This window comes from Paraglaciecola psychrophila 170, from assembly GCF_000347635.1.
Lineage (GTDB): Bacteria > Pseudomonadota > Gammaproteobacteria > Enterobacterales > Alteromonadaceae > Paraglaciecola > Paraglaciecola psychrophila.
Genome location: NC_020514.1, coordinates 925,266 through 940,736, shown reverse-complemented (window position 1 = coordinate 940,736; position 15,471 = coordinate 925,266). Strand labels below are relative to the sequence as shown.

Genomic DNA, 15,471 nt, shown 5'->3' with positions numbered 1-15,471 from the left:
TGCCAAATTATATGGCATCATGTTCAGCCGTTTTTGTTAATTGAGAAGGTACAATGTCTGGCCGTATCCCCCGCGAGTTTATTGATGACATTATTGCTCGCTCAGACATAGTTGAACTGATTGACAGCCGCGTGCGTCTTAAAAAAGCGGGCCGTAATCATCAAGCTTGCTGCCCTTTTCATGAAGAAAAAAGTCCTTCTTTCACCGTTAGTCAAGACAAACAGTTTTATCACTGCTTTGGTTGTGGTGCTCATGGTAATGTGATTTCTTTTTTGATGGAATTTGACCGCCTAGAATTTCCAGAAGCCATTGAAGAATTAGCGCGATATCATAGTATTGAGGTTCCTCGAGAAAAAAGGTGGGGCTCCTCCTCCATCGGCTGAACAAAAACAACAAAAAGAAAGCGATTACGAGTTAATGGAAAAAGTAGCTAAATACTTCGCCCAACAACTTAGAGTGCATCCTGATAAAGACAAAGCCGTCAATTACTTAAAAAATCGCGGGCTCAGCGGCGAAATTGTTAAAGCCTTTGATATGGGTTATGCACCACCTGAATGGGACTCAGTTCTTAAGACCTTCGGTGTCAGCCCTGTCTATCAAGAACAGTTGCTAGACTTAAAGCTCATCACCGAAAATGATAACAGACGCCGCTTCGATTTCTTCCGTGACCGAATTATGTTTCCTATTCGTGACAAACGCGGTCGCGTTATTGGCTTTGGTGGTAGGGTATTAGAAGATGGCGGACCCAAATATTTAAACTCGCCCGAGACGCGCATATTTCATAAAGGTCATGAACTATATGGCTTTTATCAAGCCAAACAAGCTCATCGAAATTTGGCGCGAGTGATGATTGTCGAAGGCTATATGGATGTTGTAGCCCTTGGGCAATTTGGTATCGACTACGCAGTGGCATCACTTGGTACAGCCACTACACCAGAACATATTCAAATGTTATTTCGTGCCACAAGTGAAGTGGTGTGTTGCTATGATGGTGACCGAGCAGGCAGAGAAGCCGCTTGGCGTGCCTTAGAAAATGCTCTACCTTATTTAAAAGATGGGATAGAAATGAAATTTCTGTTTTTACCCGATGGCGAAGATCCCGATACATTGGTGCGTAAAATTGGCAAAGAAACCTTTGAAGAAAACTTAAAGAATGATGCGGTTCCCTTGTCTAAGTTCTTTTTTGATAACTTATTACAACGCCATCACGTTGGGAGCAATGAAGGTAAAGCCGCTTTAAAAGCCGAAGCCACGCCGCTAATTGAACAAATAATTGGAGATAATATTCGAGAAATATTGTTATCTGATTTAAGTAATCATATGGGCGACCAAAATAAACATAAATATGAACGTGATGTCGCACAAGCAAATCTTAGAAAATCACCTAAAAAATTAGACTTCAACACTCCCAATAAGAGCACAATATCTCCAGTAAGAATGATGATTAGATTGTTATTAGATGATCCTAGTTTAGCGATAAAATGTCAGGCCGCTGATCCAACACCCTTGGTATCAGTGGAAATACCAGGTATATCAATGTTGATTGAGCTTTATCAGTTTTGCTTAAACAAACCACTGGCTAATACAGCACAAGTTTTAGAACATTTTAGGGATCATCCACAAACGGCTCAATTAGCAAAGTTAATGATGTGGGAATATGCAGAACAAAACCAAGCAGTGGTGTTTGAAGACAGTTTTGGCAAGTTATTAGATTGGCATTTACAGAGCCGCATGGATGAGTTGTTTTCTAAGTCAAGGGTTAGCAAACTAACCGATGCAGAAAAACAAGAACTCAATATTCTCATAAAAGAACAAAGGTAACCATTTAAAAGAACAAAGGTGACCTTGTAAAAGAACAAAAATGACCCAACATCTAGCCCAACGCTTAGTGAATCTGCTATACTGGCTAATTCGCTAACAATGCAGTAATTACAGGGTACTTGCTGGGTCAGTTAAGCAAGTTACAGCGTAAATCCTCTCTGAAGAGAGGTTTTCATGAATATTCAACTAATTCGAGAAGCGTAGGTTATATGGTGCAAAGCAAGCAGTCGCAGATAAAACTCCTCATTGCTAAGGGTAAAGAACAGGGCTATTTGACTTTCGCGGAAGTTAACGACCATCTTCCCCAAGATATTGTCGATTCAGATCAGATGGAAGACATCATCCGTATGATCAACGACATGGGCATCAAAGTATTTGAAAGGGCTCCTGATAAAGATGAGCTCTTGATGCAAGACAACGATACTGATGATGAAGCCGCTGAAGCTGCTGCTGCGGCTCTTGCTACAGTAGAAAGTGAGATAGGCCGCACAACAGACCCAGTACGCATGTATATGCGTGAAATGGGAACTGTTGAGCTTCTGACCCGTGAGGGCGAAATTGTTATCGCTAAACGTATCGAAGAAGGTATCAATCAGGTTCAGTGCTCTGTCGCTGAATATCCTGAAGCTATCACTCATTTACTTGATCAATGGGACATGTTCGAAGCAGAAGAAATTAGGCTTAGCGACATCATCATTGGTTTTGTTGATCCAAACGAACAAGACGTGGCGCCTACAGCTACTCACGTTGGTTCTGAGTTGTCATCTAAAGAGTTAAAAGAAGAAGATGGCGATGATGAAGAAGAAGAAGAAGAAGACACGGGTCCAGACCCTGAGTTAGCACGTGAAAAATTCACTGCACTTCGTCATCAATACGAGAAAGCTCGTGATGTTATTGATGCAAAAGGCCGTTCGCACAAAGAAGCCCGTGTTCAAATTAATGAACTTAGCGAAGTCTTTAAGGAATTTAGACTAACGCCTAAGCAATTTGACCGTATGGTTAAAAACATGCGTAGCATGATGGACAGAATTCGTGTGCAAGAACGCATAGTGATGAAACACTGCGTGATCACAGCAAAAATGCCGAAAAAAGATTTCATTAAAGCATTTTCTGGCAACGAAACATCGACAGTTTGGTTGTTTAAGATACTTAACTCTTCATTGCCTTATGCAGAAGAAATGCGAGAGCACCAAGAAGAACTTGAGCGCGCAATCAGTAAAATGAATACGGTAGAAGATGAAACCGGATTAATTATTGCCGACATCAAAGATATCAACCGTCGCATGTCGATTGGTGAAGCCAAGGCTCGTCGTGCCAAAAAAGAAATGGTTGAAGCTAACTTACGTTTGGTTATCTCTATTGCGAAAAAATATACGAACCGTGGTTTGCAGTTCTTGGATCTTATCCAAGAAGGTAATATTGGTTTGATGAAAGCAGTAGATAAATTCGAATACCGTCGTGGTTATAAGTTTTCAACATATGCTACCTGGTGGATACGTCAGGCGATCACTCGCTCGATTGCTGACCAAGCACGAACTATCCGTATTCCTGTGCATATGATTGAAACGATTAACAAGCTTAACCGTATCAGCCGTCAAATGCTCCAGGAGATGGGTAGAGAACCAACACCTGAAGAATTGTCAGAACGTATGTTAATGCCCGAAGATAAAATTCGTAAGGTCTTGAAAATTGCTAAAGAACCAATTTCAATGGAAACGCCTATTGGTGATGACGAAGATTCACACTTAGGTGATTTCATACAAGACGATACTATTACGCAGCCTTTGGACTCTGCTACAGGTGGAAGCTTAAAGGATGCAACTCAAGAAGTGTTAGCTGGCTTGACCGCTCGTGAAGCAAAAGTACTGAGAATGCGCTTTGGTATCGATATGAATACCGATCATACGCTTGAAGAAGTAGGTAAACAGTTTGATGTAACCCGTGAGCGTATTCGTCAAATCGAAGCGAAAGCATTACGTAAATTGCGTCACCCAAGCCGCTCTGAGCAATTAAAAAGTTTCTTAGACGATTAATTAGTATAGAAATGATTGAAAGCCCTAATAATGTATATTATTAGGGCTTTTTTATTTAAGTAACCATATTCTTCCAACGAATTAATTAGCTACTTTGCTGTCTCAATCTGGTCTGTTGTCGCCAATTATAAGATTACACTTTTCATGGGTTTATCAGTTTTTACATTATTACGTCCTAATTTCCTATTAAAGCTTGTGATCGTGTTCAACTTAGCTTTGAGTTTGTCAGGCTGCGCTAGTATGGGTTTTAAAGATTTATTTTCTGACTATGCTGCACAACTTGAAAATGTTAGATCTGCTCAGTTAAAAGGTGATTTTAAAACCGCTGCCGCATTAATTGTTGGGGCAAAAGCCAATCGAAATAATTACACTCTAAATCTACTTGAAAAAGCGCGTTTATATTATCTAGCCAATGACTGGACGCAGAGTCGCAAAGACTTTGCCTTAGTGACGGAAGTATTAGATGAAGACGCAGCTAAAGCAAAACTCAGGCTGAGTCGTGGCGCCGCCAATATGGCATCCTTAGTGACGAGTGACAATGTGATTACTTACCAAATCCCACCTTATGAACAAACGATGTTACACAGTTATCAAGCCTTAAATTACTTGTTCTTAGGCCGGCTTGAAGGTGCTTTAGTAGAAGTACGCCGCGCAAACTTAGTCCAAGAAAAAACATTAAGAGCACATCAGCAAGACTTAGATAAAGGCGATATCAACGTTGATATACAGTCTTTTAATCAAGCGTATCCCTCTATGTCAGCAATGATTGGTGATATTAAAAATGGCTTTCAAAATGCTTATACCTTTTACCTTTCTGGTTTATTATATGAGGCCGCAATGCAGCCCAATGATGCCTACATTGACTACAAACGTGCCTTAGAAATCTATCCAAACAATCATTACTTGCAAAAAGATGTACTACGCCTGGCCACCAAACTCGATATGACGGCTGACCTTGCGGCATTGACAGCTAAATACGGTGCTTATCAGGCACCTAAAATGGCTAACGCTGGGGAATTGGTTATTTTGATTGAAAACGGTGCGATTAACCCTAGACAAGAAGTGTCTCTCAATCTACCAATATTCAGTGCCGTTAATCAGCCCCGATTTTTTAGTTTTGCTTTACCGGTTTACAATGGAACGCTTGTTAAGTATCCAAGCTTAACCATTAATTTAGCGGGACAAATCTATACATCTGAACAGATTGTGAGACTACAATCGCTCGCAGCTAAAGAGTTGCAACAACAAATGCCTAGCTTATTAACACGCCAAGCTCTGCGTCTTGTAGCCAAAGAAAAGCTTCGTAATACCATGAGCCAACAAGGGGGTGACATTGGCAATATTTTGGCCGTTTTATACAACGTTGCCTCAGAACAGGCAGATACACGTAGTTGGTTAACCCTACCCGATGAAGTACAAATATTACGGCTCTCTTTACCGCCTGGACAACAAGCAATAGAGCTTAACATTGGGGGTAAAACGGAGTTGATCGAAGTAAACATCCTGACTAAACGCATTAGTTTGTTAAATTTAACAACTATTGGAAACTTTCAAAGTCATAAACTTACACAACTATGACAAGACATACTAATTTTCAGCAAATAACTTAAAATAGACATCAAAATCGACTGTGTCGCCATTGATATCGAGCCCTTCAGTGCCCACATTTTAAGCAGGCAGGATCACAAACAGGTGGCTTGTTTTATAAAAAACAAAGAGCCCCACAGAATATGAATAAAAGGATAAGTTATGAAAAAATTACTATTAGTGAGTGCCATGGGCTTATCAATAAGTTTATTGGCTGGTTGTGCCAATAAGACAGTGGTTAGTTATGGTGATGCTAGCGCAGTTGAAACCACAGATATAAACTTTGGGTCTACAGATTTACAAAAAATTGCAGATCAGATGACAGAGTCATTGATACAGTCACCAGTCGTTGGCACCATGACCGCTAATAAACGCCCCATAGTGTTTGTTGATACGGTTAAGAATAAAACGAGTGAACATATTGATACCGAATCGCTAACTGATTCAATATCAACCCAATTGTTACGCTCTGGCAAGTTTCGCTTTGTAGACATGACTAAAGTGACAGCCGTGCGTGAGCAGCTTAACTATCAAAATGAAGGTGATTTAGTCAACCCAAACAAAGCGGTTCAATTTGGTAAGCAAGTTGGCGCTGAATATATGTTGTATGGAAATCTAGCCAGTATTGTGAAAACAAATAATGATAAATCAGATGTGTATTACAAGTTCACCATGCGCTTAATGGACCTAGAAAGTGGCTTGGTAGAGTGGGCGGATGAAACTGAAATACGTAAGACCAGCAGTAAAAAATTATTAGGCTGGTAGGTTAAGGCCCCTACTCAGCATTTTATAAACATTAGACTAATAATGAGGGTACAACCATGAAAGCACTGTTAGTTTGTTTTATCTTAATGGCAGGGCATATTTCCCAAGCAACAGCAGATTATAATCGCAATCAAGCAGTGCCAGTTGATAAAGTTTTATTTGGAAAGGTCACCTCAGCTCGTCAAATCACAGAAACTGAATTAACCCAAGATCGTAATCAAGGCTGGAAAACTTTTGGTGGTGCGTTAATTGGTGGCAGCATAGGGAATCAATTTGGTAGTGGTAGCGGACGAGCCCTTTCTACTATATTGGGAGCCATGTTAGGTAGTTCGATTGCTAATGACAGCCATGCCCGAGTCAAACATGTGACTATTCAGCTAGTTGAATTAATGATCAGCATCGATAATGACGGTGAATACATGGTGGTTCAGGATTTTGACCCATCAATGTTGTTTCACACACAAGACAAAATCCGTATGATTTATTTATCCAATGGCTCGGTGCGCATAGATAAACAATTATAATGATTGAAATTGGTTATTGATTAGATAATTTATCACTATTTCTTAGTATAATCGCCAACTCAAAGTACTACGTAAATCGCGTTATCAAAGCCCTTTGTGCTATCCATAAAGCCTCTTTGGCAAGTTATCATAACAATCTAAAAAGCCCCTGTAATTGATATTGTAGGGGCTTTTTAGTTTCTAATTTCACTCAAAAAATTACTAATTATACTCCGAAGCGTCGCTGTTCCTCACAAGCTAGGCTTCGTTTTTAGAAATCGAGATCAAATATCCAAATCACCTTTCTTATATTCGATAGTCTTTTCTAAACTGGCTATCATTTGCGCTCTTGCATTGGGTGAACCTGTATTTCTAGCCAATAAATAATAAGCAGTAGGCACAACATACAAGGTTAGAAAAGCCGAAACTGTCACACCGGCAAATATCACCATGCCAATCACTGTTCTGCTCTCAGCCCCTGCTCCTGTAGCTAAAACCAGAGGTAATGAACTAAATATAGTTGTAAAGCCTGTCATTACTATGGGTCGCAATCTTTGAGTAGCGGCTTGACGTAACGCCTTTTCAAACTCTACTCCCGCGTCCCGTAGCTGATTAGCAAACTCAACAATTAAAATACCGTTCTTAGCGGCTAAGCCGATCAACATCACCAAACCAATCTGACTGTATATATTTAAAGTCATATCTGAAAAATACAACCCTATAAAGGCACCAACTAAAGCCAAAGGCACAGTTAACATAATCACCAGTGGCTGGATCCAATTTTCAAATTGAGCGGCTAAAACCAAATAGGTGATAGCTAGAGCTAAAACAAAGATAAACAAAATTGAGCTGCCTGAGTCCTGATACTGCTGCGACTCACCTTTATAATCTATAGCTACTTCAGCAGGTAGTTCGGTGTCCACAATATTACGTAAATAATCTAATGCTTCACCTACTGTGTAACCGTCAGCGAGGTTGGCACTGATAGTAATACTACGCATTCGATTGTATCGATTAAGCCTCGATGAGGTGGCATTTTCACCCACAGTCAATAAGTTATCTAAAGGGATCAATTGATTAGACTGAGACGAGCGAACATAAATATTTTCAATGCTCGAAGGGCTGCGATAATCCTCTTCCCAGCCTTCCATGATCACATCATATTCTTGACCTTTATCAAGAAAAGTCGAAACCCGTCTTTGACCTAACATAGTCTCAAGTGTTCGACCTATATCACTTATAGACACCCCTAAATCTGCGGCTCGGTTCTTATCTATGTTCACCAATAATTGTGGCCACGTTTCTTTATAATCAGAATCGATTCGGATCAAATTAGGGTTCTCTCTCGCCTTAGTTAATACAATGTCTCGCCACTCTACTAACTCTTCATAGGTATTACCCTGCAACACAAATTGCACCGGTCGGCCTAATCCTCGCCCTCCAATCCCACTGCGCATTACAGCAAAAGCGGTAACGTCAGGAATATTAACCAACTTTCCGCTAATTTCGTCCATCAAATCAAAGGTCGATCCCTTCTTCTCTGGACCAATAGGTGTTCCGACTATGGCAATACCGGCATTGCCACCAAAACCTGGGGTACGCACGATGATACGATCAGCTTCACCTGTTTCTGTATAGGGCAGTAATATACTCTCAATCTTTTTCAAATTAGCAGCATTGCTTTCAAAACTTGACCCTTCGGCACTTTGCATCAGTATAAAAAAATTGCCTCTGTCTTCTTTGGGTACAAACTCACCGGGTAATATTTGAATCAATTTAAATAAAGCCACTATGCTACCAATCACCAGTAAACTCATTAACCAGGGTTGATGTAAGGTTGTACCTAAACCGGTGAAGTAACCTTGTTCAATTTTTCTAAACTTATTATCCACCCAATGCGCAAATCCCGAAGGCTTTGAGCGTTTTTTCAATAACTTAGAGCACATCATGGGTGATAAAGTTAAGGCAGTCACACTAGAAAAGGCTACTGCTGCTGCAATAGCCAAAGCAAATTCTGTAAACAGTCGACCAATATTACCTTGTAAGAATACCAAGGGAACAAACACAGAAATTAAGACTAAAGTGGTAGCGATTACCGCAAACCCCACTTCTCTTGCCCCTCGATAGGCTGCTAAAATTGGTGGTTCACCCATTTCTATTCGCCTAGAAATGTTTTCCAACACCACTATGGCGTCGTCAACCACTAACCCAATAGCTAAAACCATCGCTAGCAATGTGAGTAAGTTAATCGAAAATCCCAAGGCGTACATGACGATAAAAGCGGAAACCAAAGATACGGGCACAGTAACGGCAGGAATTAGCGTCGCTCGAATATTGCCTAAAAACACATAAATAACTAATACCACCATCAAGATAGCAATAGCTAATGTTTCATATACCTCATTTATAGACGCTTCAATAAACACCGAAGAATCATAACTTGGAACAATAAAAATATTGTCTGGCAGAGTCTGCTCGATAAGTTGAATGGCAGCTTTTGCCGCTCTGGCCACTTCGAGGGTATTTGCCTTTGATTGTTTAACAATACCTAAACCAATCATATTTACTCCGCCACCACGAAACTCGGTCTCGTCGTCCTCCGCACCTAATTCAACTCGTGCCACTTCTTTTAATTTAACTAAGTAACCATCAGCACTGGCTTTAATGGTTAGATTAGAAAAATCTTCTGGAGTAAGAAAACTTCTTGCTACTCGTACTTCGAAATCCCGGTCGATAGATTCCACTTCACCTGCAGGTAATTCGACATTCTCAGAGCGTATAACATTCTCGATATCAGTTACGGTAATATCTCTGGCAGCCATAGCGTTTCTATCTAACCACACCTTCATAGCGTATTTTCGACCACCGCCTAATTGCACACGTGCAACACCTTCTGCAACCGATAAACGGTCAACTACAAATCTATCTGCATAGTCTGTTAATTCCATCACAGATAAGTTGTCGCTGCGTAAGTTGTACCAAACGATAACGTCTTCGTCTGAATTAGACTTGGACACCTCAGGGGGTTCTGCTTGATCAGGCAGATTGTTGAGTACTCGGCTTACTCTCTCGCGCACATCGTTCGATGCGGCATCAATATCTCTGGATAGGTCAAACTCAATACTGATAGATGAACGCCCATTGCGACTACTTGACTCAATATTTTTAATGCCTTCGATACCACTAATACGTTCTTCAATTAACTGTGTGATACGTGTTTCTACAATCGAGGCTGAAGCACCTGGGTAATTAGTGTTGATTGAAACGATTGGGGGGTCGATATCAGGATATTCTCGCAACGATAATAAACTAATAGAAACGATGCCAAAGACCACAAGTAACAAATTCACAACTGATGCAAAAACTGGGCGTTTAACCGATATATCTGAAAGAAACATGGCTTACCCCTCTATCTCATCAATATTAAGAATTTTGACTTTTGAGCCATCTCTTAATTTTAATGCTCCTTCAATCACCACCAGCTCCCCCTCGTTTAAACCCGAAATAATTTGTACTTTACCCGGTTTACGCAGGCCAATTTTCACCTGTTTTCTGGTGACTTCTGCATCGTTAACTACAAACACAAAATGTTTATCCTCGACTGGTACTAAGCTAGCTTCTGGAAGAATCAAAGTAGTCAGCATCTTCTTCTGCAAGTTAATCTGTAATAGCATACCCGGACGTAATTTAAAATCTTGGTTGTTAATATTTGCACGAATTTGAATTGCGCGTGTAGCAGGATCAACCCTAGAGCCTATGCTGACTATCTTGCCTTCGAATATTTCATCAGGATAGGCAATGGATGTTGCTCGAATATTTTGACCAATCGCCAAGCTAGGCAAATGCACCTCGGCAATATTAAAATCAACTTTGATAATAGATAAATCATCCAAGGTAGTGATGGCATCACCGGGTCGAACTAACGCCCCAACACTGACTTGACGTAATCCCAATAAACCATCAAAAGGTGCCCTTACTTCGAGCGCGCGCATCTGCGTTTTTAATACATTCATTTCAGCTATCAGAGCATTAACTTCGGCTTGTTGTTCATCTAATAATTGTTCAGACGCCACATTGTTTTTAGCTAAGTTAGCGATGCGATTTAATTGGCGATTTGCTTCCTGTAAATCAACGTCTAACGCGGCTAACCGCGCTTTTTCTTCTAAGTCGATTAAGGTCAGTAATACTTGGCCAGCCTTGACCCTATCACCGTCGTCAAAATTAATTTTATATACAATATCTGAAGTTTGTGTGGTTATAAGTACTGACTCATTTGCCCTACCCGTACCTAACGCTTCAACAATTACTTCAAACTGTTCTTCAGCTGCGCGATGTACTTTCACTAAAGTAGCATTGGCTTGTCTAACTTGTTGAGACTCCTCCTTTGGCAAATATAGATACACCACCAGACCTAAACACAACACAACAGCAATTAGCAGAGGAGAAACTTTTAACCCTTTAGACATGATATGACCTATTTAAAATATAAAATTGAATAGAAACTTTGAATTGTTAGCATCCACCATTAATGATGGAGAATGAGGAAATAAATGTAATAATAACTAAATTCATACTACTGGTGTACATGACATAATGCTGAACAGGTTATTTGTAACAACAATTTTTGTGTTTTTTGCATTAGGATGCAGTAGAGACATCCCTGCGGACCCGATGTGTCGGACTAACATATTATATACAGAAACAAAGCCTTCGGCAGCAGCTTGTCTTATAAAATCAAACGTTCGACTGTTAGTGGTCAAAAATAATGACGCCATGGGCTGGGATTTACCCACTCATAAACAACAAAAATTAATAAGCGCTCAATGTACCGCACATAAAGCGGTGTGGGAAACAACAGGATTAAATGTTGAAGTAGGTAAGTTACTGTTTACAGCCCCTGATGAAACCCAATATTTTGAATGTAAACTCACAGATGAATTTTCTAGGCAACTTCAAGAATTTCCAGTACCAGCATGGGCCCAACAAAAAGTCAGTAAAATTTCTCTGGTTGACCCGTTTAATACAGAACAAGATCACTGGGTTAACGGCATAAATTTGATTACATTACGTGAAGCTTATAATCAACTGGATTAATTTAGAGCTGTAACGTCGGCTAAAAGCAGCGATCATTCATAAAATGAGTAACGCCACATCAACACTTTTAATAGTCATTACATGACTTTTAGGAACTAAAACCATCAAATAACAGTATAATCACCACAATATTAGATTTTTAGAGATCATTCCTATGCCCCAATACCATGCCCCAATAAAAGATATGCAATTTATACTACATGATTGGTTAAATCTGTCGGCACATTATCAAAAATTAGGATTAGAAGATTTTGATAAGGATTTAGTCAACGAAATCCTACTGCAGGGCGCAAAATTTGCAGAAGAAATCATTGCTCCACTGAATCGAGAAGGTGACGAGCAAGGTGCTAAATTAATTGATGGAAATGTCACGACTCCCGATGGTTTTGCTGAGGCTCACAAAGACTACGTAGCAAACGGATGGAACGCGATGTTAGGAAACGCTGACTTTGGTGGGCAAGATTTGCCCAATACCGTCGCAGTGCCAGTCCATGAAATGTTGAATTCAGCCAACTTAAGCTGGCGCTTGACGGGCATGCTGAGCGAAAGTGCCATATTAGCCATCACAAAACATGCAAGTACTGCCCTTCAAAATACCTACTTATCCAAACTTGTGTCTGGTGAATGGACTGGCACTATGTGTTTAACAGAGCCCCATGCAGGAACTGACTTAAGTTTATTAGGCACTAAAGCTATACCCAATGAAGACGGCAGCTTTAGCATAACCGGAAGCAAAATATTTATATCTTCTGGGGATCACGATTGGACAGATAATATCATCCATTTAGTTCTAGCCCGGCTCCCCGATGCACCTGTGGGTGTGAAAGGCATCAGTTTATTTTTAACACCAAAATTCTTACCTCTTAGTGACGGTGGTATCGGCCAAAGAAATGCAGTCACCGTGGGCAGTATTGAGAAAAAAATGGGGATTAAAGCTAGCCCTACTTGTGTCATGAATTTTGATGGTGCCCAAGGATTTCTTGTTGGCGAAGCAAATAACGGCCTTGCCTGTATGTTTACTATGATGAATGACGCACGTTTTCAAGTAGGTCTACAAGGTCTTGGCATTGTAGAAGCATCTTATCAAGGCTCTTTGGAATACGCACGTGACCGCTTGCAGTCCCGCGCACCTCAAGGCATACAGGAGCCAAGCAAAAAAGCTGACCCAATAATTCATCAACCTGACGTTCTCAAAATGTTACTGACTCAAAAAGCCATAGCCGAAGGCTGTCGTGCTTTAGCTCTGCTTTATGCACAGCAGATGGATGTAGAAAGATTTGGTAAAGATCAAGAAAAGCACAAGGCGAAAAGCGTTATCTCTTTTTTAACCCCTATTGTTAAAGGCTTTATGACAGATATGGGTAGCGAGATGAGTAATCTCGGTATACAAGTCTACGGTGGCCATGGCTATATTCGTGAATGGGGCATGGAGCAACTCGTTCGCGACGCCAGAATTGCCCAGTTGTATGAAGGTACCAACGGCATTCAGGCTCTGGATTTAATCTCCAGAAAATTGGCCCGTGACAAAGGCACTATGCTGGAAGATACATTCGAGCTGTTTAACAGTAAAATAGAACAGATGACTAACGCCGATATGCAAACACAAGCGTCTGAACTACTAGCCGAATGGTTGGCCACAGCAACCGAGCTAAAACAACAAAATGCGGTTGATTTAGCAGGTGCAGCATACGACTTTATGAATTACAGCGCTTATTGTTTGTTAGGTGTAATTTGGTTGAGCATGGCGGATACCGCAGAACATTCAGATATTGAAAGCATCAAGTTAGGTAAAGCCAATACTTGTGCTTTTTATATTAAAAGACTGTTACCTAGAAAAGACGGCTTTAAAACAAACTTGTTTAATGGCGCAGATGATTTGATGGTTGTAAGCGATGCAGAATTTGATTATCAATAAAAAAGCTACGAACTGACAGAAATCAGAAAAGGCGGTTGATATAATATCAACCGCCTTTTAATTATTTTCTAAGCTTTGCGGCGTAAACTATCCAATCCAATCCAACCAAAGCAATAGTAAATAAACCTAAAGTAACAGGTGCGGACACATCACTCACAGTGATGTTAAGAGCTCTGCTTTCAAATTCAACAAAACTAAAACCACTCTATTAGTCTCACACTCCTAATCCAATTAGGCTCGTCTATACTGGCGCGTAATAAGTAATAAGGATAACAGTAAAAAACCCCATAAATTCACACTGCCACCATGCTCACGAATAACAATTACCTGGGGTGTTTCGTACTCTTTACTCTCTAGGGATAATAAATACAAATCGGCATCATCATTGCCATCAAGAACAGCCACTAGTTCATCGCTATAGGCATCATACAATTCAATTAACACCTCATATTCAGCAGAAGAAAAACCGTTTAATAATTCACTTTCCACTACAAAACTGTCATCACTGTTGTCAGAAAAAATGCTAAAGATAGATGTTGTATGATATTCCTTAAACACTTCATCCTTGCCCAAATATAATCTGGCATACACCTCTGCAGAGCTATATTCGGTGTCGGCGTCAAATTCGACCGAAAAGTGGTTAAAATATCCGTCTCTATCGTTATCACTATAAAATTCAACCCATGCGTCAAAAATCCAGAATTCTTGATTATATACCTTCGCCACTGGTCTAACGCTTAATATTTTAGCTTGTGCACTTTTTTTACTATTAGCAGTATTTGCATTTTTTGACATGGCGTTAGACGTCAGTACTAGCTCATTGGCTTGCTCATCCTTCGACGCTTTGTAAATTATCTTACTTGTTTGCTCAAATTGTTTTTCAGTTGACTGGGCACTCCAACTGTCATTTTCTGAACTATTTACAACTTTAGATAAAACAACACTGGATAATAATAAACTGCTTAACATTAACCACTTTATATTTTTCATATCATCTTCCTTTTCAAACTTGCCGTTAGTGTGGAATGAAAAGCATGAACAAAAACTGAAGACTGGCTTAATTAAACTTAATCATGACAAATCTAAAAAATTAAAAATAAGTACATCGATTGTAAAAAACGATTAGAGTGTTCTTATTACGCTGATATCTAACTTACAACCTGCTGATGTAAGGTCCAATATAGAAATAGAAAATTTTGTTTCCTTACTCTGTTCCTAGCACAGCATTATTTAAGCACCGTTTCCAAATCGTGAAAAAGATATGCAGAGCGATGATAAACAAAGTACCTAAAAATGCCCCGTCATGCATGAGTCGATGACCGCAAACTCAGAAAATATTAAAAGCAAACCGTTATTGGTGGTTAAATCAATTAAATCTAAATATTCTTCATCACATTCGACGTATTCTAATCCTATGGGGGAGTCATACCGTTATGCAGAGGAATTTGAGAAGCTTGATCGCCTAACTGGCGAACTAAAATGGACTGCTATCCGGGCAGATTTAATATTCGATCTTAATTCGCAATTACGCGCTAACGCAGAGGACTATGCTTGTGATGATTCACAGCAAAAATTCACACAAGACATTATTGCAGCTTGGACAAAAGTAATGAACGCAGACCGCTTTAATTTAAAATAAGATTATACCTGCAACTACATTTTAGATAACGAGAGCCAACTTAAACGTTGGCTCTTTATATTTAATTACTTAAAAAATATTATAGTCCTACAATTCTAAGTTAGTGCCCCTTAC

The 15,471-nt window shown here is 39.9% G+C and carries 9 protein-coding genes and 2 pseudogenes; 8 read left to right on the top strand and 3 right to left on the bottom strand.

Annotation, left to right across the window (positions count from 1 at the left end):
* Window positions 1-53: 53 nt before the first annotated feature.
* From dnaG to C427_RS04115, 5 genes and pseudogenes are all read left to right on the top strand, one after another.
* Window positions 54-1,821 (top strand): annotated as a pseudogene (gene dnaG / locus C427_RS04135) (DNA primase).
* A 158-nt stretch (window positions 1,822-1,979) separates the two neighbouring features.
* The gene (gene rpoD / locus C427_RS04130) at window positions 1,980-3,854 is read left to right on the top strand and encodes an RNA polymerase sigma factor RpoD (protein ID WP_226991216.1); all 1,875 of its coding nucleotides are present in this window, start codon (window positions 1,980-1,982) and stop codon (window positions 3,852-3,854) included.
* 240 nt (window positions 3,855-4,094) lie between these two features.
* On the top strand, window positions 4,095-5,432 hold the full coding sequence (locus C427_RS04125; protein ID WP_007640251.1) for a COG3014 family protein: 1,338 nt from the start codon (window positions 4,095-4,097) through the stop codon (window positions 5,430-5,432).
* A 171-nt stretch (window positions 5,433-5,603) separates the two neighbouring features.
* Entirely contained in the window at window positions 5,604-6,206 is a 603-nt protein-coding gene (lpoB, locus tag C427_RS04120; RefSeq protein WP_007640250.1) for a penicillin-binding protein activator LpoB, read from the top strand.
* 56 nt (window positions 6,207-6,262) lie between these two features.
* Window positions 6,263-6,730, top strand: a complete 468-nt coding sequence (locus C427_RS04115) for an outer membrane lipoprotein (RefSeq protein WP_007640249.1) — start codon at window positions 6,263-6,265, stop codon at window positions 6,728-6,730.
* Between the two features lie 263 nt (window positions 6,731-6,993).
* Here C427_RS04115 and C427_RS04110 read toward each other — a convergent pair whose 3' ends face one another.
* Both C427_RS04110 and C427_RS04105 read right to left on the bottom strand, forming a co-directional pair.
* Complete coding sequence (locus C427_RS04110) at window positions 6,994-10,107, bottom strand: efflux RND transporter permease subunit (protein WP_007640248.1); 3,114 nt, start codon at window positions 10,105-10,107, stop codon at window positions 6,994-6,996.
* 3 nt (window positions 10,108-10,110) lie between these two features.
* Entirely contained in the window at window positions 10,111-11,175 is a 1,065-nt protein-coding gene (locus C427_RS04105; protein WP_007640243.1) for an efflux RND transporter periplasmic adaptor subunit, read from the bottom strand.
* A gap of 286 nt (window positions 11,176-11,461) precedes the next feature.
* On the opposite strand from C427_RS04105, the gene C427_RS04100 reads away from it, so the two are divergent.
* Window positions 11,462-11,803 carry an NUDIX hydrolase gene (locus C427_RS04100; RefSeq protein ID WP_226991212.1) on the top strand — a complete coding sequence of 114 codons (342 nt, stop codon included), beginning with the start codon at window positions 11,462-11,464 and terminating at the stop codon, window positions 11,801-11,803.
* A 154-nt stretch (window positions 11,804-11,957) separates the two neighbouring features.
* Window positions 11,958-13,718: an acyl-CoA dehydrogenase family protein gene (locus tag C427_RS04095; protein WP_007640239.1), complete on the top strand. Its 1,761-nt coding sequence runs from the start codon at window positions 11,958-11,960 to the stop codon at window positions 13,716-13,718.
* Window positions 13,719-13,949: 231 nt separating this feature from the next.
* On the opposite strand, the gene C427_RS04090 is transcribed toward C427_RS04095, so the two are convergent.
* Window positions 13,950-14,708 carry a choice-of-anchor H family protein gene (locus tag C427_RS04090; RefSeq protein ID WP_007640237.1) on the bottom strand — a complete coding sequence of 253 codons (759 nt, stop codon included), beginning with the start codon at window positions 14,706-14,708 and terminating at the stop codon, window positions 13,950-13,952.
* 457 nt (window positions 14,709-15,165) lie between these two features.
* On the opposite strand from C427_RS04090, the pseudogene C427_RS27030 reads away from it, so the two are divergent.
* A pseudogene (locus C427_RS27030) lies at window positions 15,166-15,357 on the top strand (hypothetical protein); the annotation flags it as partial.
* Window positions 15,358-15,471 lie beyond the last annotated feature (114 nt).

Bases quoted from the DNA above. Each gene is read 5' to 3' on its own strand.
- C427_RS04125 (WP_007640251.1), top strand. From the start codon at position 4,095: ATGGGTTTTAAAGATTTATTTTCTGACTATGCTGCACAACTTGAAAAT.
- lpoB (WP_007640250.1), top strand. From the start codon at position 5,604: ATGAAAAAATTACTATTAGTGAGTGCCATGGGCTTATCAATAAGTTTA.
- C427_RS04115 (WP_007640249.1), top strand. From the start codon at position 6,263: ATGAAAGCACTGTTAGTTTGTTTTATCTTAATGGCAGGGCATATTTCC.
- C427_RS04110 (WP_007640248.1), bottom strand. From the start codon at position 10,107: ATGTTTCTTTCAGATATATCGGTTAAACGCCCAGTTTTTGCATCAGTT.
- C427_RS04105 (WP_007640243.1), bottom strand. From the start codon at position 11,175: ATGTCTAAAGGGTTAAAAGTTTCTCCTCTGCTAATTGCTGTTGTGTTG.
- C427_RS04095 (WP_007640239.1), top strand. From the start codon at position 11,958: ATGCCCCAATACCATGCCCCAATAAAAGATATGCAATTTATACTACAT.
- C427_RS04090 (WP_007640237.1), bottom strand. From the start codon at position 14,708: ATGAAAAATATAAAGTGGTTAATGTTAAGCAGTTTATTATTATCCAGT.